The organism is Micromonospora sp. WMMD1120, assembly GCF_029626235.1.
Taxonomy (GTDB): Bacteria; Actinomycetota; Actinomycetes; order Mycobacteriales; family Micromonosporaceae; genus Micromonospora.
Genome location: NZ_JARUBO010000005.1, coordinates 594,842 through 610,783 on the forward strand (window position 1 = coordinate 594,842; position 15,942 = coordinate 610,783).

Annotated in this window: 16 protein-coding genes; 5 read left to right on the top strand and 11 right to left on the bottom strand. The window is 73.7% G+C overall.

Going from position 1 to position 15,942, the window contains the following annotated elements:
• Window positions 1-205 precede the first annotated feature (205 nt).
• From O7634_RS02865 to O7634_RS02880, 4 genes are all read right to left on the bottom strand, one after another.
• Window positions 206-2,584, bottom strand: a complete 2,379-nt coding sequence (locus O7634_RS02865) for a ComEC/Rec2 family competence protein (RefSeq protein ID WP_278148621.1) — start codon at window positions 2,582-2,584, stop codon at window positions 206-208.
• Between the two features lie 179 nt (window positions 2,585-2,763).
• Window positions 2,764-3,528, bottom strand: coding sequence for a ComEA family DNA-binding protein (locus O7634_RS02870; protein ID WP_278153849.1), 765 nt, complete (start codon window positions 3,526-3,528; stop codon window positions 2,764-2,766).
• A gap of 525 nt (window positions 3,529-4,053) precedes the next feature.
• Window positions 4,054-4,428: a VOC family protein gene (locus tag O7634_RS02875; protein WP_278148622.1), complete on the bottom strand. Its 375-nt coding sequence runs from the start codon at window positions 4,426-4,428 to the stop codon at window positions 4,054-4,056.
• Between the two features lie 226 nt (window positions 4,429-4,654).
• Window positions 4,655-4,858, bottom strand: a complete 204-nt coding sequence (locus O7634_RS02880; RefSeq protein WP_278148623.1) for a hypothetical protein — start codon at window positions 4,856-4,858, stop codon at window positions 4,655-4,657.
• A 273-nt stretch (window positions 4,859-5,131) separates the two neighbouring features.
• Here O7634_RS02880 and O7634_RS02885 point away from each other — a divergent pair, with 273 nt between their 5' ends.
• Window positions 5,132-5,323: a GntR family transcriptional regulator gene (locus O7634_RS02885; protein WP_278148624.1), complete on the top strand. Its 192-nt coding sequence runs from the start codon at window positions 5,132-5,134 to the stop codon at window positions 5,321-5,323.
• 68 nt (window positions 5,324-5,391) lie between these two features.
• On the opposite strand, the gene O7634_RS02890 is transcribed toward O7634_RS02885, so the two are convergent.
• From O7634_RS02890 to nadD, 5 genes are all read right to left on the bottom strand, one after another.
• Complete coding sequence (locus O7634_RS02890) at window positions 5,392-6,162, bottom strand: SDR family oxidoreductase (protein WP_278148625.1); 771 nt, start codon at window positions 6,160-6,162, stop codon at window positions 5,392-5,394.
• A gap of 3 nt (window positions 6,163-6,165) precedes the next feature.
• Window positions 6,166-7,020 carry a DegV family protein gene (locus O7634_RS02895; RefSeq protein ID WP_278148626.1) on the bottom strand — a complete coding sequence of 285 codons (855 nt, stop codon included), beginning with the start codon at window positions 7,018-7,020 and terminating at the stop codon, window positions 6,166-6,168.
• 48 nt (window positions 7,021-7,068) lie between these two features.
• Window positions 7,069-7,698, bottom strand: a complete 630-nt coding sequence (locus O7634_RS02900) for a histidine phosphatase family protein (RefSeq protein WP_278148627.1) — start codon at window positions 7,696-7,698, stop codon at window positions 7,069-7,071.
• Window positions 7,695-8,105, bottom strand: a complete 411-nt coding sequence (rsfS, locus tag O7634_RS02905; RefSeq protein WP_278148628.1) for a ribosome silencing factor — start codon at window positions 8,103-8,105, stop codon at window positions 7,695-7,697. The genes O7634_RS02900 and rsfS overlap by 4 nt, the downstream gene beginning before the upstream one ends.
• A 109-nt stretch (window positions 8,106-8,214) precedes the next feature.
• Window positions 8,215-8,811 carry a nicotinate-nucleotide adenylyltransferase gene (gene nadD / locus O7634_RS02910; RefSeq protein ID WP_278148629.1) on the bottom strand — a complete coding sequence of 199 codons (597 nt, stop codon included), beginning with the start codon at window positions 8,809-8,811 and terminating at the stop codon, window positions 8,215-8,217.
• Window positions 8,812-8,914: 103 nt separating this feature from the next.
• On the opposite strand from nadD, the gene O7634_RS02915 reads away from it, so the two are divergent.
• Both O7634_RS02915 and O7634_RS02920 read left to right on the top strand, forming a co-directional pair.
• Window positions 8,915-9,574 (top strand): PadR family transcriptional regulator, encoded by a 660-nt coding sequence (locus O7634_RS02915; RefSeq protein WP_278148630.1) that lies wholly within the window; start codon window positions 8,915-8,917, stop codon window positions 9,572-9,574.
• 158 nt (window positions 9,575-9,732) lie between these two features.
• The gene (locus tag O7634_RS02920; RefSeq protein ID WP_278148631.1) at window positions 9,733-10,947 is read left to right on the top strand and encodes an NAD(P)/FAD-dependent oxidoreductase; all 1,215 of its coding nucleotides are present in this window, start codon (window positions 9,733-9,735) and stop codon (window positions 10,945-10,947) included.
• 47 nt (window positions 10,948-10,994) lie between these two features.
• Here O7634_RS02920 and pepN read toward each other — a convergent pair whose 3' ends face one another.
• Window positions 10,995-13,511 carry an aminopeptidase N gene (gene pepN / locus O7634_RS02925; RefSeq protein ID WP_278148632.1) on the bottom strand — a complete coding sequence of 839 codons (2,517 nt, stop codon included), beginning with the start codon at window positions 13,509-13,511 and terminating at the stop codon, window positions 10,995-10,997.
• Between the two features lie 69 nt (window positions 13,512-13,580).
• On the opposite strand from pepN, the gene O7634_RS02930 reads away from it, so the two are divergent.
• On the top strand, window positions 13,581-13,799 hold the full coding sequence (locus tag O7634_RS02930; protein ID WP_030336536.1) for a DUF397 domain-containing protein: 219 nt from the start codon (window positions 13,581-13,583) through the stop codon (window positions 13,797-13,799).
• Window positions 13,800-13,883: 84 nt separating this feature from the next.
• Here O7634_RS02930 and O7634_RS02935 read toward each other — a convergent pair whose 3' ends face one another.
• Window positions 13,884-14,423: a hypothetical protein gene (locus O7634_RS02935; RefSeq protein WP_278148633.1), complete on the bottom strand. Its 540-nt coding sequence runs from the start codon at window positions 14,421-14,423 to the stop codon at window positions 13,884-13,886.
• Between the two features lie 149 nt (window positions 14,424-14,572).
• On the opposite strand from O7634_RS02935, the gene O7634_RS02940 reads away from it, so the two are divergent.
• The gene (locus tag O7634_RS02940; protein WP_278148634.1) at window positions 14,573-15,820 is read left to right on the top strand and encodes a cytochrome P450; all 1,248 of its coding nucleotides are present in this window, start codon (window positions 14,573-14,575) and stop codon (window positions 15,818-15,820) included.
• Window positions 15,821-15,942 lie beyond the last annotated feature (122 nt).

Below are 15,942 nucleotides of genomic sequence, written 5' to 3' on the forward strand. Positions count from 1 at the left end.
ACTCGCCCGGGATCAGGGAAAACGCGGTATCGGATCATGTTCCCGCCACCCCCGTCCCCGGTCCTGATGCCGCCGCCCAGGGCGGCCACCCCGGTCCTGACGCCGCCCGGGGCCACCATCCAATCGTGACGCCGCCACACTGGGCGGCCACCCAGTCCTCACGCCGGCCACCCAATCCTCACGCCGCCGCCCTGGGCCACCCTGGTCAGGACTGGCGGCCCGGTGGCACCCCCCTCCGCGCCACGGCCAGGCCGGCCCCCGTCCGGACCGCCGCCACGTCGCCGTCGGTGTCGGTGCGCAACACCCGGGCGCCGCCCCTGCTCAGGCGGGCGAGCAACCCCGGGTTCGGGTGCCCGTAGGTGTTGCCGGCACCGACCGGCACCAGCGCGACCGCCGGTCGCACCGCGTCCAGGAAGCCCAGGTCCTGGTACGCCGAACCGTGGTGCGCGACCTTCAACACGTCAGCCCGGAGGTCCGTCGGCGCCACCCGCGTCAGCATCGCGTGCTGCTCCTCGCTCTCCGCGTCGCCGGCCAGCAGGATCCGCACCCCGGCCACTGTGGCTCGCAGCACCAGCGAGTTGTTGTTCGGGTCGGATCGGGTGCCGGCCAGCGGGTACGGCGGACCGAGCACCACCAGGTCGACCCCACCCACCGGATGACGCGCGCCGGCCACTGTGGTCAGCAGCGCGGCACGCCCGCCGGTGGCCGCCGCCCGAACCAGGTCCCGGCCGCTCTCCGGCTCCGCCGACGACGGCGTCAGCACGGCACCCACCCGCCGCCCCCGGAACACTCCGGCCACCCCACCCACGTGGTCGGCGTGGAAGTGACTGATCACCAGCAGGGGCACCTCGCGTACGCCGAGTCGACGCAGGCAACCGTCCACCGCTGCCGGCTCCGGACCGGCGTCCACCACCACCGCGCGCCCGGCGGCGACCGGCAGCACCACCGCGTCCCCCTGGCCGACGGCACAGGCCACCACCACCCAGCCGTGGGGTGGCCAGCCGGCGGCCACCAGCCGCACCGGCAGGGCACCCAGCACGGCGGCGACCCCCACCACCGCCACCAGTCGGCGTACGAGCGGCCGGCGCACCGCGATGAGCAGCGCAACGGTCAGCCCGGTCAGCAGCAGGGCGCCGACCACGCCGCCCGGCCACGGCAGGGTGCCGCCCGGCAGTCGGGCGCCCTGCCGCGCGATGAGCACCAACCACCAGGCTGGCCAGCTCGCCAGCCAGGCGACGAACTCGGCACCGGCAGGCCAGATCGACGACAGCACGGCGGCCAGCACCCCCAGCACCGTCGCGGGCGCGATGGCCGGCACCGCCAGCAGGTTGGCCGGCACCGCCACCAGACTCACCGTTCCGGAGATCCCGGCGACGACCGGGCCGCAGGCGAGTTGGGCGGCCGCCGGCACCGCCAGCGCCTCGGCCAGCCCCACCGGTACGCCCCGGTGCCGCAGACCGTCCCGCCAGCGCGGCGCGAGCAGCAGCAGACCACCGGTGGCCAGCACGGAGAGCGCGAACCCGGGGTCCCCGGCCAGCTCGGGGTCGACGAGCACCAGCACGGTGACGGCGGCGGCCAACGCCGGCAGCGCCACCCGAGGACGGCCGGCGGCGAGGGCGGCGAGCCCGATCGCTCCCATCGTGGCGGCGCGTACGACGCTCGGCGACGGGCGTACCAGGATGACGAACCCCACCAGCGCCACGGCACAGAGCCCGGCGGCGAGCCACGGGCCGGCCCTCGCCCACCGGGCCAGCAGCAACACCGCACCCACCACGATCGCGACGTTGGAGCCGGAGACCGCGTTGAGGTGGGTCATCCCGGTCGCCCGAAAATCCTCCTCGACGGCGGGTGGCAGCCGACTGGTGTCGCCCACCACCAGACCGGGCAGCAGGCCGCCGGGGTCGTCGGGCAGCGGCGCGCAGGCGCGTTGCAGGCCGGCCCGCAGCGTCCCCGCTGCCCGCTGCGCCCAGGACGGCGCGCCGCGCCGATCGGGTGGGCGGTCGGTGCTGAGCACAGCCGCGGTGAGGTCGCCACCACGTGGTACGCCGAGCCGGCCCGCCGCGGTGAGGCGCTGCCCGGGCAGCAGGCCCCGCCAGGCCGGGTCGGTCGCCAGGACGAGCAGCCGCACCGACGCGTGGACCCGCTGGTCGTCCGGTCCGGTGAGCCGGACCAACCGGGTCGACACCAGCAGCATGCCGGGTCGCCCCGCGCTCCGGACCGGGCGTGGGTCGTCCCGGACGACCAGGTCGGCGGTGACTCCCGCACGTTGCTCGGCGAGAGCGCGGATCGCCGGGGCGTCGCGGACGGCGAGCCGGGCAGCGGTGGCCGCCCCCGCGCAGACCACGCCCAGGCCGACCGCCACGGCGACCCAGCCGTAGCGCCGCGCCACGGCTCGGGGACGGCCGAGACGGCCGAGCAGATGGAGAGTGCCGACGGCGGCCAGCCCCGCCGCCGCGCAGGCCACCGTCACCGTGGCACGGCTGCCGAGGTGCAGCCCGGCGAGCGCGGTGAGCCACGCCGCCACGGCGAGCCCGGCCAGCCGCAGGTCCGGCGGCTCCGGCCGGACCGGGTCGCCCGGCGACACGGGCGGCGGCTGCCGACCCGGCGACCCCGGCGCGACCCCGCCGAGCGGCGACACGGGCGACGATCGCCGACCCGGCGACCCCGGCGCGACCCTGCCGAGCGGCGACACGGGCGACGATCGCCGACCCAGCGACCCCGGCGGAAGCCCGCCGGGCGGCGGTGGAACGGCGGCTGACCCACTCACACCGTCACCAGGTCCTTGAGCTGCTCGTAGCGGGCGTCGCCGATGCCGTCGACCTGGCGCAGGTCGCCGACGGACCGGAACCCACCCTGTTGCTCGCGATGGGTGAGGATGCGCTGGGCGAGCACCGGACCGACTCCGGGCAGCGCGTCGAGCTGTGCCAGGGTCGCGGTGTTGAGGTTCAGCGGACCGGTGGCGGGTGCCGCGCCACCCACGGCGGGTCCGGCCGCGCCGCCCGGTGCGGGCGGTGGCGTCACCCCGACCGCTATCAGCTCACCGTCGGTGACCTTCCGGGCGGGATTGAGCAACGCCACGTCGACGCCGGGCAACGCGCCGCCGGCAGCCTGCAACGCGTCGGCGAGACGCGCCCCGGCGGGCAACCGCACCAGCCCCGGCCGACGGACCTTGCCGGCGACCGCCACCACCAGGTCGCCCGACCCGGAAGCGCTGGGGTCGCTCGCCGGGGCAGCCGACACCGCGTCGCTGCCCACCACGGGTGTGACCGGCTCCGACTTCGGTCGGGCCTGCCAGGCCCACCCGGCTGCGCCCAACACCACCACCACGGCGACCACCGCCAACGCCCGCACACCCCGCCGCCCGGGGTCGAACGCCCCCGGCCCCGGCAACCGCGACTCGGACGAGACCGCCAGCCCGTCCAACCCCGGCTCCGCGATCGGCGCGACGTCCCGGGCGGACGCACCGTCCAGAGGCAGCCGATCGACCGGACCGACCGCCGCGTCCGCACGCGCCACAGCGGCGCGCACAGACGCCACGTCCGCACCCATGCCAGCGGCACGCACAGACGCCACATCCGCACCCATGCCAGCGGCACGCACAGACGCCACGTCCGCACCCATGCCAGCGGCACGCACAGACGCCACATTCGCAGGTGCCGCAGCGTCCGGTCCGAGCGCCACGTCCGCAGACGGCGCGGCGGCCCCACCGGACGCCACACCCCCAGACACCGTGGCAGCCCGAGCGGACCCCACGTCGGTGGCCGGTCCGACGGCCCGCGTAGACGCCACATCCGCCGACAGCGCGTCGACCAGGAACGACGGGGGTACGCCCGCGAGCGGCGCCTGCGAGCGGGGTGGCGGAACGGCAACCGCCTCCGTCAACCGGCGTAGGCGCTGACGTACCTCTGTCTCCTCGTCGTGCGACACGGCGCGACGCTATGGCGGCGGCCGGGACGGTGGGGGTTGCCGATCCCCGTCCTGTGGACAACCGGCGCCACTGTGGACAACGCCCTGATCATGCCCCCCATGTGTTATGCGCGGACGCCGCTGGGGCTACAGGTACGGCCTGGTGATGATCTCGATCGCGTGGCCCGCCGGGTCGAAGAAGTAGAAGCCGCGTCCACCGTGCTCGGTGTTGGTCTCCCCCTCCCGCTTGAGCTGCGGGTCGGCCCAGTACGTGATGCCCCGCCCCGCGACGAACGCCAGGCACCGCTCGAACGATTCGTCGTCGACCAGGAACGCGTAGTGCTGCATCTGGATGTCCACCGGCGGCTCGGCGAACTGGAGCAGCACACCCTCGTCCAACCGGACGTTGACGAACGGGCCCCACGAGGGTGCCTCCGGCAGCTCGAACAGCTCCCGGTAGAACGCGGCCGACGCGCTCTTGTCGGTGCTGGCGATGATGGTGTGGTTGAACGTGACAGTCATGCGTACGTCCGCTCTCGGTCGATCGGAAGACCCGACCGCAGGCCCGCAGCGTTCACCCAGCCACACCGACCACGAAGCCCCGAGGGCGCCGACGCCCCGGATCCCGCACGAGAGACGCGCGCATCGCGTCGATCTCGGCGTGGTGGCTGAAGTAGCCAGAACCTCCGGGGGGTAGGCCCATCTGGGGCGCGACCGCAGACTAACACGACCACTCGGGCGGGATAGTTCATCCCTTCTGAAACATGATCGAGGCGACCTCCGCCATGAGCGCCAACGCCCAGTCGAGCTGTCGGCAGTCGCCCCGCCCGCGACACTCCAGGCATCCGCCTGCCCGCCACGGTCGGTCGAGCGCCCGCGTCCAATGAACCTCCAGTACGCGTTTGGCCACGAACAACTCCGTCGCCGCGGACACCGGTTCATCGATCGGCATGGTCGGCACCTCCGCAGATCCGAAGCAGCCGCCCCGAGGGGCCAGCCGTGGCACCCCCTCAGGGCAAGGAGACCGGGCAACTCAGGAGTGCTGAAGTCCAGGAGCACCGGCCACTGTCTCACTGTATTCACTGTCTCAGCGTAGTCAAGTTCTCACTATCTCCACTTTGTCGTGTTGGCTTCCTTGTCTCGATCAGCGCCCGGCTGGAAACATGATCTCCGCTGAAGTCCAGGAGAATCGATCATGCCAACCAGGCCACCGCACTACCGCCGCGTGGCGGATGACATCGAACGGAAGATTCGCTCAGGCGAATACTCGCCTGGCCAACAACTGCCATCGGTGTCCGAGATCGGCGAGCTGTACAACGTCGCACGCTCCACGGCCTACCGCGCCGTCAAAGAGCTGCACGAACGGAACCTGATCTACGGGCAGCAGGGTCAGGGCGTCTTCGTCGCCGACAGCTGATGGCCGACAGGACAGCTAGCAGCCGACAGGACATTTAGCAGCCGGCACAGCACATCGCCGGACGGCGGTCAGCGGGCCTCGGGGTCGAGGCCGAGCACGGCCCGTCCGCCGTCCACCGGCACCGTCGCCCCGTTGACGAAGCTCGCCGCGGGCGACAGCAGGTACGCGACCGCCTCGGCCACCTCCTCGACCCGCCCGACGCGGCCCGCCGGGTGCAGTCGGGCCAGCTCCGCGTCGATCCATTGGGCCCGCTCGGGCTCCTGGGTGGCCAGGAACTCGGTGTGCCGCTCGGTGGCGATCGAGCCGAGCGCCACCGCGTTGGCGCGGATGCCGTGCCTGCCGTACTCGACGGCCAACGCACGGGTCAGTCCCTCCACGGCGGCCTTCGCTGTCGCGTACGGCAGGGCGCCGGGCACCGGTCGACGGGCCTGGTGGGACGAGACGTTGACGATCGCGCCGCCGGCGGCGCGGGCCAGGAACCGGCGGACGGCGACCGCGGCGCCCACCACGGCGGGGCGCAGGTTCAACCCGATCAGGTCCAGCACCGTGTCGGCGGACGCGGTGTGCAGCGCGGCGTCGCGGAACACCGCCGCGTTGTTCACCCAGCCGGCCAGGGGCGCGGCGCGTTCGGCCAGCTCGGCGGCGTGCTCGGCCACCTGCTCGTCGGCGGCGTCACCGACGACAGCGACGAGCCGGTCGGCGTCCGGATGGCCGGCCAGCCAGTCGACAGCGTCGGTGTCGTGTTCGAGGACGACGACCGTGCCGCCGCTCGTGAGCAGCCGCCGCACCACGGCCCGGCCGACCCCACGACCGCCGCCGGTGACCACGTAGGACGGCACCGTTCAGCCCTTCGGCCGGCGGTGGACGACAACGCAGGCGAGGCCGGGGCCGGCGTGCGCGGCGACGACGGCGCCCGCCTCGGAGACGTACGTGTCGTGCAGCCGGTCACCGAGGCGCTCGCTGAGGGCGGCGCGCAACGCCTCGGCCCGCTGTGGCGCGGCCAGGTGATGCACTCCGAGATCCACGTCGTCGTCGCCGGCCGCCTCGACGGCCAGGTCCACGAGTCGGGCCACTCCCCGGCTGGCGGTGCGGACCTTCTCGCGCAGCACGATCGCGCCGTCCGGCATGTGCATGATCGGCTTGACGGACAGGGCGGTTCCGAGCAGCGCCTCGGCCGCGTTGATCCGACCGCCCCGGCGGAGGAATTCCAGCGTGTCGACGTAGAACCAGACGGTGGTGCGGGCGACGGCGGCGAGCGCCGCGTCGCGTACCCCGGAGAGGTCGGCACCGCCCTCGGCGGCGGTGGCGGCGGCGACGGCCGGGAAGCCCAGCCCCATCCCCGTCGAGCGGCTGTCCACGACCTCGACCCGGCCGGGCAGGTCGGCGGCGGCCAGGCGGGCCGCCTCGACGGTGCCGGACAGCGCGGCGGAGAGGTGTACCGAGACGATCCCGTCCGCGCCGGCGTCGAGCAACTGCCGGTACGTCCGCGCGAACTGCTCGGGCGCCGGGCGGGAGGTGGTCGCCGTGACCCGGCGGGCGCTCAGTGCCCGGGTCGCGTCGGCCGGCTGGGTCTCCACCCCCTCCAGCCCTTCCGCGCCGTTGAGCACGACTGTCAGCGGGACGACGGTGAGCCGGTGCGCCTGCGCCAGCTCGGGCGGAAGGTAGGCGGTGGAGTCGATGACGACCGCGACGGGCATGCCCGGCACGCTAGCCGATCGAGGGGTCGAACGCCGAGGCGCGGATGCTCAGATCGCGTCGACAGCGACCGGGGCGGTGATCAGACCGACATTGTGCGCCCGCAACTGCCAGCCCCGCCTGTCGTCGTGGCGCAGCTCGCTCCAGTGGCAGTTGGCGAGCGAGCCGATGGTGCGCAGCACGGTGGTGTCCCAGCCGAGCAGGTGACCGATGCCCTGTCGGGAGGCGCCGCCGTGGGTGGCGAGCACGACGGTGCCGCCCGGCGCCGCGTCGGCTGCCTCCTGGAGCGCGGCGCCGACCCGTTCGCCCAGGTCACGCAGGGGTTCCAGGTCGGTGCCCGGGTCCGGGTCGCCGGCCCGCCAACGCGCGTACTCCTCGGGGAAACGCTCGGCGACCTCGGTGAGGTGCAGGCCCTGCCACTGGCCGAAGTGCCGCTCGCGCAGCCGGGCGTCCGCGTGCACCGGAAGCCCGGTCAGCGCGGCGAGCGCGGCGGCGGTCTCCGCGGCGCGGCTCAGGTCGCTGGCCACGATGGCGTCCGGCCGCAGTGCCGCGAGCAGCGGGGCGGCGGCGCGGGCCTGGTCGCGGCCACGCTCGTTGAGGGGTACGTCGGTCTGACCCTGGACGCGGTTGGCGGCGTTCCAGTCGGTGTTGCCGTGCCGCCAGACGATCAGTCGGGTCATTCGGCGGCGGCGGGAGACCCGCTGGCGTCGGCCTCGACCAGGTCACGATCGACGAACGGGATGGTGGGGCAGTCCTTCCAGAGGCGGTCGAGCGCGTAGAACTCACGCTCCTCGGTGTGTTGGACGTGCACCACGACGTCGACGTAGTCGAGCAGCACCCACCGGCCGCCACGCTCACCCTCGCGCCGCACCGGCTTGGCCTTCTCCGGCAGCTCGAGCAGGCTCTCCTCGATGGCGTCGACGATGGCCTGCACCTGACGCTCGTTGGGAGCGGCGGCCAGCACGAACGCGTCGGTGATGGCGAGCTGGTCGCCGACGTCGATGATCGTGATGCCCTGCGCCTTCTTGTCGGCGGCGGCCTGGGCAGCCGCGATAGCCAGCTCGTGAGCGCGTTCGGAAATCGTCACCGTTCTCCTTCGTTCAAGCGTGCGATCCTCCAAGCGTCTCATACCCGGCGACGCCCCGATCGTTCAGTTCTGGTGGGTTAAGCCCACGAACCGGGCATAACGCTGGCGTTCAGTCCTGGTAGAGGCCCCGCTTGGCGATGTACTGCACCACACCGTCCGGGACCAGGTACCAGACCGGCTCACCCCGGGCCACCCGGGCGCGGCAGTCGGTCGACGAGATGGACATCGCGGGCACCTGGATCAGGCTGACGGTGTCGGCCGGGAGGTGCTTGTCGGTGAGCGCGAAACCGGGCCGGGTCACGCCGATGAAGTGCGCCAACTCGAAGATCTCGTCCAGGTCCTTCCAGGACAGGATCCGTTGCAGGGCGTCCGCGCCGGTGATGAAGAAGAGCTGCACCTTGGGGCCGTACTCGGCGTGCAGGTCGCGGAGGGTGTCGACGGTGTAGGTCGGCCCACTGCGGTCGATGTCGACCCGGCTGACCTGGAAACGGGGGTTGGAGGCGGTGGCGATGACCGTCATCAGGTAGCGGTCCTCGGCCGGGCTGACCGGCTCGTCCGCCTTCTGCCACGGCTGCCCGGTGGGGACGAAGACCACCTCGTCCAGGCCGAACCGGTCCGCCACCTCGCTGGCCGCGACCAGGTGCCCGTGGTGGATCGGGTCGAAGGTGCCACCCATGATCCCGATCCGCCGGATATCTTCCTCCACCCCGTGATCGTAAGCCGGGCGCGGGAACCGACCGATCCGGCCCGGACGAGGTTATACTCGTAGGCGAGTAATTGGGAACGAGCATAAGTTCGGGGTGAGTGCCATGCCGAAGCGGCGCCGGGTGGGCAACCTGCTGGCGCTGGCCGTGCTGTCCGCCCTGGTCCAACGGCCGATGCACCCGTACGAGATGGCCACGACCCTGCGCGCCTGGGGCAAGGACCAGGACATGGAGTTCAAGTGGGGCTCCTTCTACACGGTCATTCGCAACATGGACAAACACCACCTGATCGAGGCGGTGGAGAGCCTGCGCGAGGGCCGCCGCCCGGAACGCACCGTCTACCGGATCACCGACGCGGGGCGGGCGGAGCTCGTCGACTGGGCGCGCGAGCTGGTCTCCACCCCGATGCCGGAGCTTCCCCGCTTCCGCGCCGGGCTGTCGGTGCTCGCCGCGCTGCACCCCGACGAGGCCACCGACCTGCTCCGGCAGCGGCTGAACCGCCTGGACGAGGCGCTGCGCCGCGACCGCGAGACGCTCGACGCCCACCTGCGGGAGATTCCGCGCCTGTTCCTGGTGGAAACCGAGTACGACCTGGCCATCAGGGGCGCGGAGGCGACCTGGCTACGGGGTCTGCTGGCCGAGCTGACCTCCGGCGCCTACCCCGGCCTGGACAGCTGGCGGGCCTTCCACGAGACCGGCGAGATGCCGGCCGAGCTGACCGAGCTGGCGGAGAGGACCAGCCGAGGCACCGACACCACCGACTGACGGACGGCCCCGGCGGGGTGCGCCAACACCCCGCCGGAGCCCTTACCCCGAACCGACGACCTGGGAAGGCGCCCGGCCCGAAGCGGCAACCACGAGGATAACCGGGCTCCCTCCCCGGTCCGCGCGTGCGCGCGGACCACGACACCCAGGGAGAGAGCATGACCACGGTACGAACCGCGATCGTCATCGGCGGCGGCATCGCCGGTCCGGTGACGGCGCTGGCGCTCAACCGCGCCGGCATCACCGCCACCGTCCACGAGGCGTACCCGGCCACCGCCAGCGGGGTCGGCGGCATCGGTGGCACCCTCGCGCTCGCGCCCAACGGCGTGGCGGCCCTGCGCGCCGTCGGCGCGGACGAGCCGGTGACGGCGATCGCCACCCCGATCCACCGCAACACGCTCGCCATCGGCCGCCGCCGCATCGACCTGCCCACGCTGGCCGGGGCGCCACCGCTGCGGGTGGTGCACCGGGCCGAGCTGAACCGGGTGTTACACGACCGGGCGGTCGCCGAGGGCGTCGGCTACGCGTACGGCAAACGGCTCGTCGACGCCGCGCGGACCGGCAGCGGCGTGACCGCCCGCTTCGACGACGGCAGCACGGCCACCGCCGACGTCCTGGTCGGGGCGGACGGCATCCGGTCCACGGTCCGTGGGCTCATCGACCCGGCGGCACCCGGCCCCCGGTTCACCGGCCTGCTCGGCTTCGAGGCGGTCGCCCGGCACGAGGTGGACGCCGAGCCGGGCACGATGACGTTCTCGTTCGGGCGGCGCGGCTACTACCTGTACTGGCCGGAGCCCGGCGGCGGCACCCGGTGGGGCGTCAACCTGCCGCGGCAGCGGCCGATGAGCCTCGTCGAGGCCCGCGCGGTGCCGACGCGGCAGTGGCTGGACACGCTGCGCGACACCTACGGCGACGACGAGCCGGGCCGGGAGCTGATGGCGACGAGCGACGCCGACGAGCTTCAGGTGGTCGGCTCGTTGCAGATCATGCCGCCCGTCCCGCACTGGCACCGGGACCGGATGGTGCTGGTCGGCGACGCCGCCCACGCCCCGTCGAACAGCTCCGGTCAGGGCGCGTCGCTGGCGATCGAGAGCGGCGTGCAGCTCGCCCGCTGCCTGCGCGATCTGCCGGACGTGACCTCGGCGTTCGACGCGTACGTGCGGTTGCGTCGCGCCCGGGTGGAGAAGGTCGCCGCCCGCGCGGCCCGGATCAACCACGCCAAGGCGCCCGGACCGGTCGCCCGGGCGCTGATGCCGGTGCTGATGCCGCTGATGGTGCGCACCGTGCTCGACCCGGAGAGGACCATCGCCGACGAGCAGCGCCACGTCATCGACTTCGACGCGCCGGTCACCGCGGAGCCGGCGCTGCGCTGAACGTCGGGCGCGGGGTGGCCGGCGCCACCCCGCGCCCCGCCCCGGCGTCAGGCCGACGCGGCGGCCACGGCGGTGCGGGCGACGAGCGCCCGACGCAGGTCGTCGTCGGCGTCGGTGACCACCCGGCGCAGGCCCGGGGTCAGGTCGTCACGGGCCAGCAGCGCCGCGGCCGCCTCCCGGGTCGGCTGCGCCACGGCGTAGCGGGGAAACGCCAGGGTCGCCACCCGGTCGGCCGTCCACGGGGTACGCCGGCGCGCGGCGGCCGGCATCTCCGCGAAGTACCGCTCGACGTACCCGGCGGTCAGCTCGGCCTGCTCAGGTTGCCAGAAGCCCTCGGCGGTCGCCTCCAGCAGCCGGTTGGACAGCTCGGTGTCCTCCACGATGATCTCCCAGGCCGCCTGCTTGGCCGCCGGGTCGGGCAGCGCCGCCCGGCAGCGGGCGGCCCGTTCCGCGCCGGTGGCGCTGTTGTCGGCGACCGCCTCGACGGCGATCTCCGATTCACCGGCCACGCCGAGCACCACCAGCCGGCGCAGCACCGCCCAGCGCAGCTCGGCGTCGACCTTAAGACCGGCCGGGACGTCGCGGCCGGCGAGCCAACCGACGAGGAGGTCCGCGTCGGTGGTGGCGGCGATCCAGCCCCGCGCGGCGGCGAGCTGCAACGACTCCCCCGCGGGCGCGTCGTCGAGGAGCCGTCGACACGCCACGGCGACCCGGGCCAGCGCCGCCGACCGGGTCGGCGGGTCGAGATAGCGGTCGATCAGCGACCGACTGAGCGTCAGCACGTCCTCCGCGATGATCACCTCGGTCTCGGTGGGCAGCGCGGCGGCCATCAGGTCGACCAGACCGGCGACCGGCCGCTCCCCGTCGGTCGCCGCGTCCAGCGCCTCGCCCCAGAGCACCGCCCTGGTGAGCGGCTCGGTCAGTCCGGGCAGCACCAGCGGGACCGCCTCGGCCGACGCCGGGTCGAGACGCACCTTGGCGAAGGTGAGGTCACCGTCGTTGAGCAGCAACAGCCGGGCCGCCGGCGAGCCGGTCAGCTGGCCCAGCACGGTCCGGCCACCGTCGGCGGCCGGGTCGATGTCCACCTCGTCGCGCTGCACGGTGCCGTCCGCCGCGTAGCGGCCCACGCCGATCCGGTGCGGTCGCAGCACCGGGTGCGACTCGGGCGCGGTCTGCACCACCGCCACCTCGGCGTAGCGGCCGTCGTCGTCCACGGCGACCTCGGCGCGCAGGGTGTTGACCTGCGGCCGGCGCAACCACAGCTCGGCCCAGCCGGACAGGTCCCGCCCGCTCGCGGTGGAGAGGCCGGCCAGCAGGTCGGCGAGGGTGGCGTTGCCGAAGCGGTGCGCGGCGAAGTGCGCGTTCAGGCCGGCGAGAAACGCCTCGTCGCCGAGCCACGCGACGAGCTGGCGCAGCACGCCGGCACCCTTGGCGTACGAGATGCCGTCGAAGTTGAGCAGACCCTCGTCGGTGTCGGCGACCTCGGTCGGGGCGATCGGGTGGGTGGATGGGCGCTGGTCGGCGGCGTAGCCCCAAGCCTTGCGGCGCATCGCGAAGGTCGTCCACGCCTGGCCGAAACGGGTCGCCTCGGCGGTCACCCGGGTGCCGAGGTACTCCGCGAAGGACTCGTTCAACCACAGGTCGTCCCACCAGCGCATGGTGACCAGGTCGCCGAACCACATGTGGGCCATCTCGTGGGCGATGGTGGTGGCCCGCAGCTCCCGCTGGCTGTCGGTGACCGCCGAGCGGAAGACGTAGTCGTCGCGGAAGGTGACGACGCCCGGGTTCTCCATCGCGCCGGCGTTGAACTCGGGCACGAACGCCTGGTCGTACTTGCCGAACGGGTAGCGCTCGGTGAAGAGCTGATGGAAGCGGTCCAGGCACTGCCGGGTGATGGTGAAGATCTCGTCGGCGTCGACGTCCAGGTGCGCGGCGAGCGACCGGCGGCAGTAGAGGCCCAGCGGCACCCCGTCGTGCTCGGTCCGCAGCACGTGCCACGGCCCGGCGATCAGCGAGAAGAAGTACGTGGCCAGGGGCGCGGTCGGGGCGAACTCCCAGCGGCCGGGGGCCGGATTGGCGGCCACCGCGCCGTTGCCGCAGACCGTCCACTCCGGCGGGGCGGTGACCGAGAGGACGAACGGCGCCTTCAGGTCGGGTTGGTCGAACGCGGCGAAGATGCGCTGCACATTGTCCAGGAACGTCACCGCGTAGAGGTAGGTCTCGCCGTCGGCCGGGTCGACGAAGCGGTGCATCCCCTCGCCCGTCCGGGAGTACGCCATCTCCGCGTCGACGACGAGCGTGTTCTCCGTGGCGAGGTCAGCCAGCGGGAGCCGGTTGTCGGTCAGCAGACCGGGGTCGAGATCACGGTCGTTGAGGCGTACCGCCAGCAGTTTGGCGGGCTTGACCTCGGCGAAGGTCGCGGCGCCGGGGGTCGCCCGGAACCGGATCTCGACCCGGGAGCGGAACAGCTCACCGTCGCCGGTCAGGTCGAGGTCCACCTGATAGGACTCGACAGTAATCGCCGCGCCACGCGCGGTCGCCTCTACACGGGTCAGGCTCGGCATCCGCTTATCCTGCCCGATGGGGATCGGCACCCGGTCACCACACGACCCTCGGCACTGGAGGAAAGAACCATGGCGCAGCACCCCAAGGGCGACTTCGACCTCTCTCGGGCGGTCTGGCAGCGGGCCGAGGGGGACACCTCCGACAGCGCCGTCGAGGTCGCCTTCGTCGACGACCTGATCGGGATGCGCAACTCGGCCGAGCCGGATGGGCCGGTGCTGGTCTTCACCCAGGCCGAGTGGGACGCGTTCGTGGCGGGCGCGCAGGACGGTGAGTTCGACCTGGACTGAGCACGGCCGCCGGCTCGACTGTCTCGGGTCGCCGTGCCGGCCCCCGTGTTCCGGGTGCCGGCACGGCGCGTCGGGCAGCCCACGTCAACGGCCAGCGGGGCCAGCGCCGCCGACGGGGCCGTCGCGCTCAGCGGGGCCAGCGCCGCCGACGGGGCCGTCGCGCTCAGCGGGGCCAGCGCCGCCGACGGGGCCGTCGCGCTCGGCGGGGCCGTCGCCGTCGAGCGGGCCGTCGCCGTCGAGCGGGCCGTCGCCGTCGCCCCAGCCGAGACCGCCGGGGCCGGGAGCGTGGTGGAAGCCGGGATGACCGGCCACGTCGACGCAGCGCTCCCCGTCCGGGCCGACCGCCCCGCAGAACAGCCGCTCGGCCCGCTGCCAGGCGTCGGCCGGCGACAGGGCCGCCGCGCCGAGCGCCACCTCCGGACGGAGCAGGCTCAACGCCTCCGCGTACGCCACGGCCAGCTCGCGGGCCTCGACCCCGCTCGGTGCGGTGAAGCCCAGGTGCACGGTGAAGAACCGGCGGGGACGGGTGGGCCGCCGGGGCGGCCCGATCAGGGCCGGCGTGTCGCGGCCCTCCCCGGGCGTCCCCCGCCGCTGCCGCCAGTGCGGTGATCTGTTGTCGCGCATCGGCCCTCCCCGTGGTCGCTCCACCACCAGCCAACCAGGTTCCGCCGCCCCTGGGAGGGGCCAGCCGGCGCGCAGGATTCAGCCGCGGCGGCGGGGGTACACGCAGCCGGTCGGCGGCGAACGGCCGCACCCACGCGTGAGGAGACCCGATGGCGACCATGCCGGTCGACCGCAGCCCGGACAGCACCCTCGCGCTGCTCCGAGCCGGCTACCGGTTCATCGGTGAACGCTGTGAACGGTACGGCAGCGACGTCTTCCAGACCCGAATCCTGCTCGCACCGACCATCTGCCTGCGGGGCCGGTCGGCGGCGGAGCTGTTCTACGACACCGAGCGCTTCGACCGGGCGACCGCGATGCCGCTGCGGGTGCAGCGGACCCTCACCGGTCGGGGTGGGGTGCAGGGGCTGGACGGTGCGGAGCACACCGACCGCAAGGCCATGTTCATGTCGATCATGACGCCGACCGCCATCGAGCGGCTGGGCCAGCTCTTCGACAGGGAGTGGCAGAACCGGCTCGCCGCCTGGGAGGGCGCCGGACCGGTACGGCTCTACGACGAGCTGGGCCGCCTGTTGACCCGGGTGGTCTTCGACTGGGCCGGGCTACCGCTACCCGCGTCGCAGGTCGAGCGCCGCGCGGTCGACCTGCACGCCATGATCGAGGCGCCGGCGGTGGTCGGCCCCCGGCACTGGCGGGGACGGCTCGCCCGGAACCGCGCCGAACGGTGGCTCGGCGCGATCATCGAACGGACCCGGACCGGCACCGCGCCGGCACCGCCCGGCAGCCCGCTGGCCGTGATCGCCGAACACCGCGACGGGCGCGGCAACCTCCTCCCCCGGCGGATCGCGGCGGTGGAACTGCTCAACGTGCTCCGACCGGTGGTCGCCGTCGACCAGTACATCGCCTTCGCCGCGCTCGCCCTGCACGACCACCCCGCCTGGCGGGACCGGGTGCGCCACGACGACCAGGTCACCGAAGCCTTCGTCCAGGAGGTCCGCCGCTACTACCCGTTCTTCCCGACCGCGGCGGCCCGCGTCCGACGATCCTTCGACTGGCGGGGGCACCACTTCCCCCGGGGCCGACGGGTGCTGCTCGACCTGTACGGCACCAACCACGACCGGACGCTCTGGCCCGAGCCGGAGCTGTTCCGCCCGGAGCGGTTCGCCGGCCGTCGGGTGGACCCGTTCGAGTTGGTCCCGCAGGGCGGCGGCAACCACTGGGCCGGGCACCGCTGCGCGGGCGAGTGGATCACCATCGACCTGATGAAGCGGGCGGTCACCAACCTGACCACCACCATGCGGTACGACGTCCCCGCCCAGAACCTGGCCCTGGACCTGCACCGGATGCCCGCGCTGCCGCGCCTCGGCCTGACCCTCAGCAACATCCGCCGGACCGCCTGACCCCGCCCCGCCGGCCCTGTCGGGGACCGGCGGGACGTACTGGTCGGTCAGGGATGCAGGACGCTGCGAAGGCAGCCGTCCTCTTCTTCTCGAAGCGCTACCCGGGGTCGGACGGCCGACCG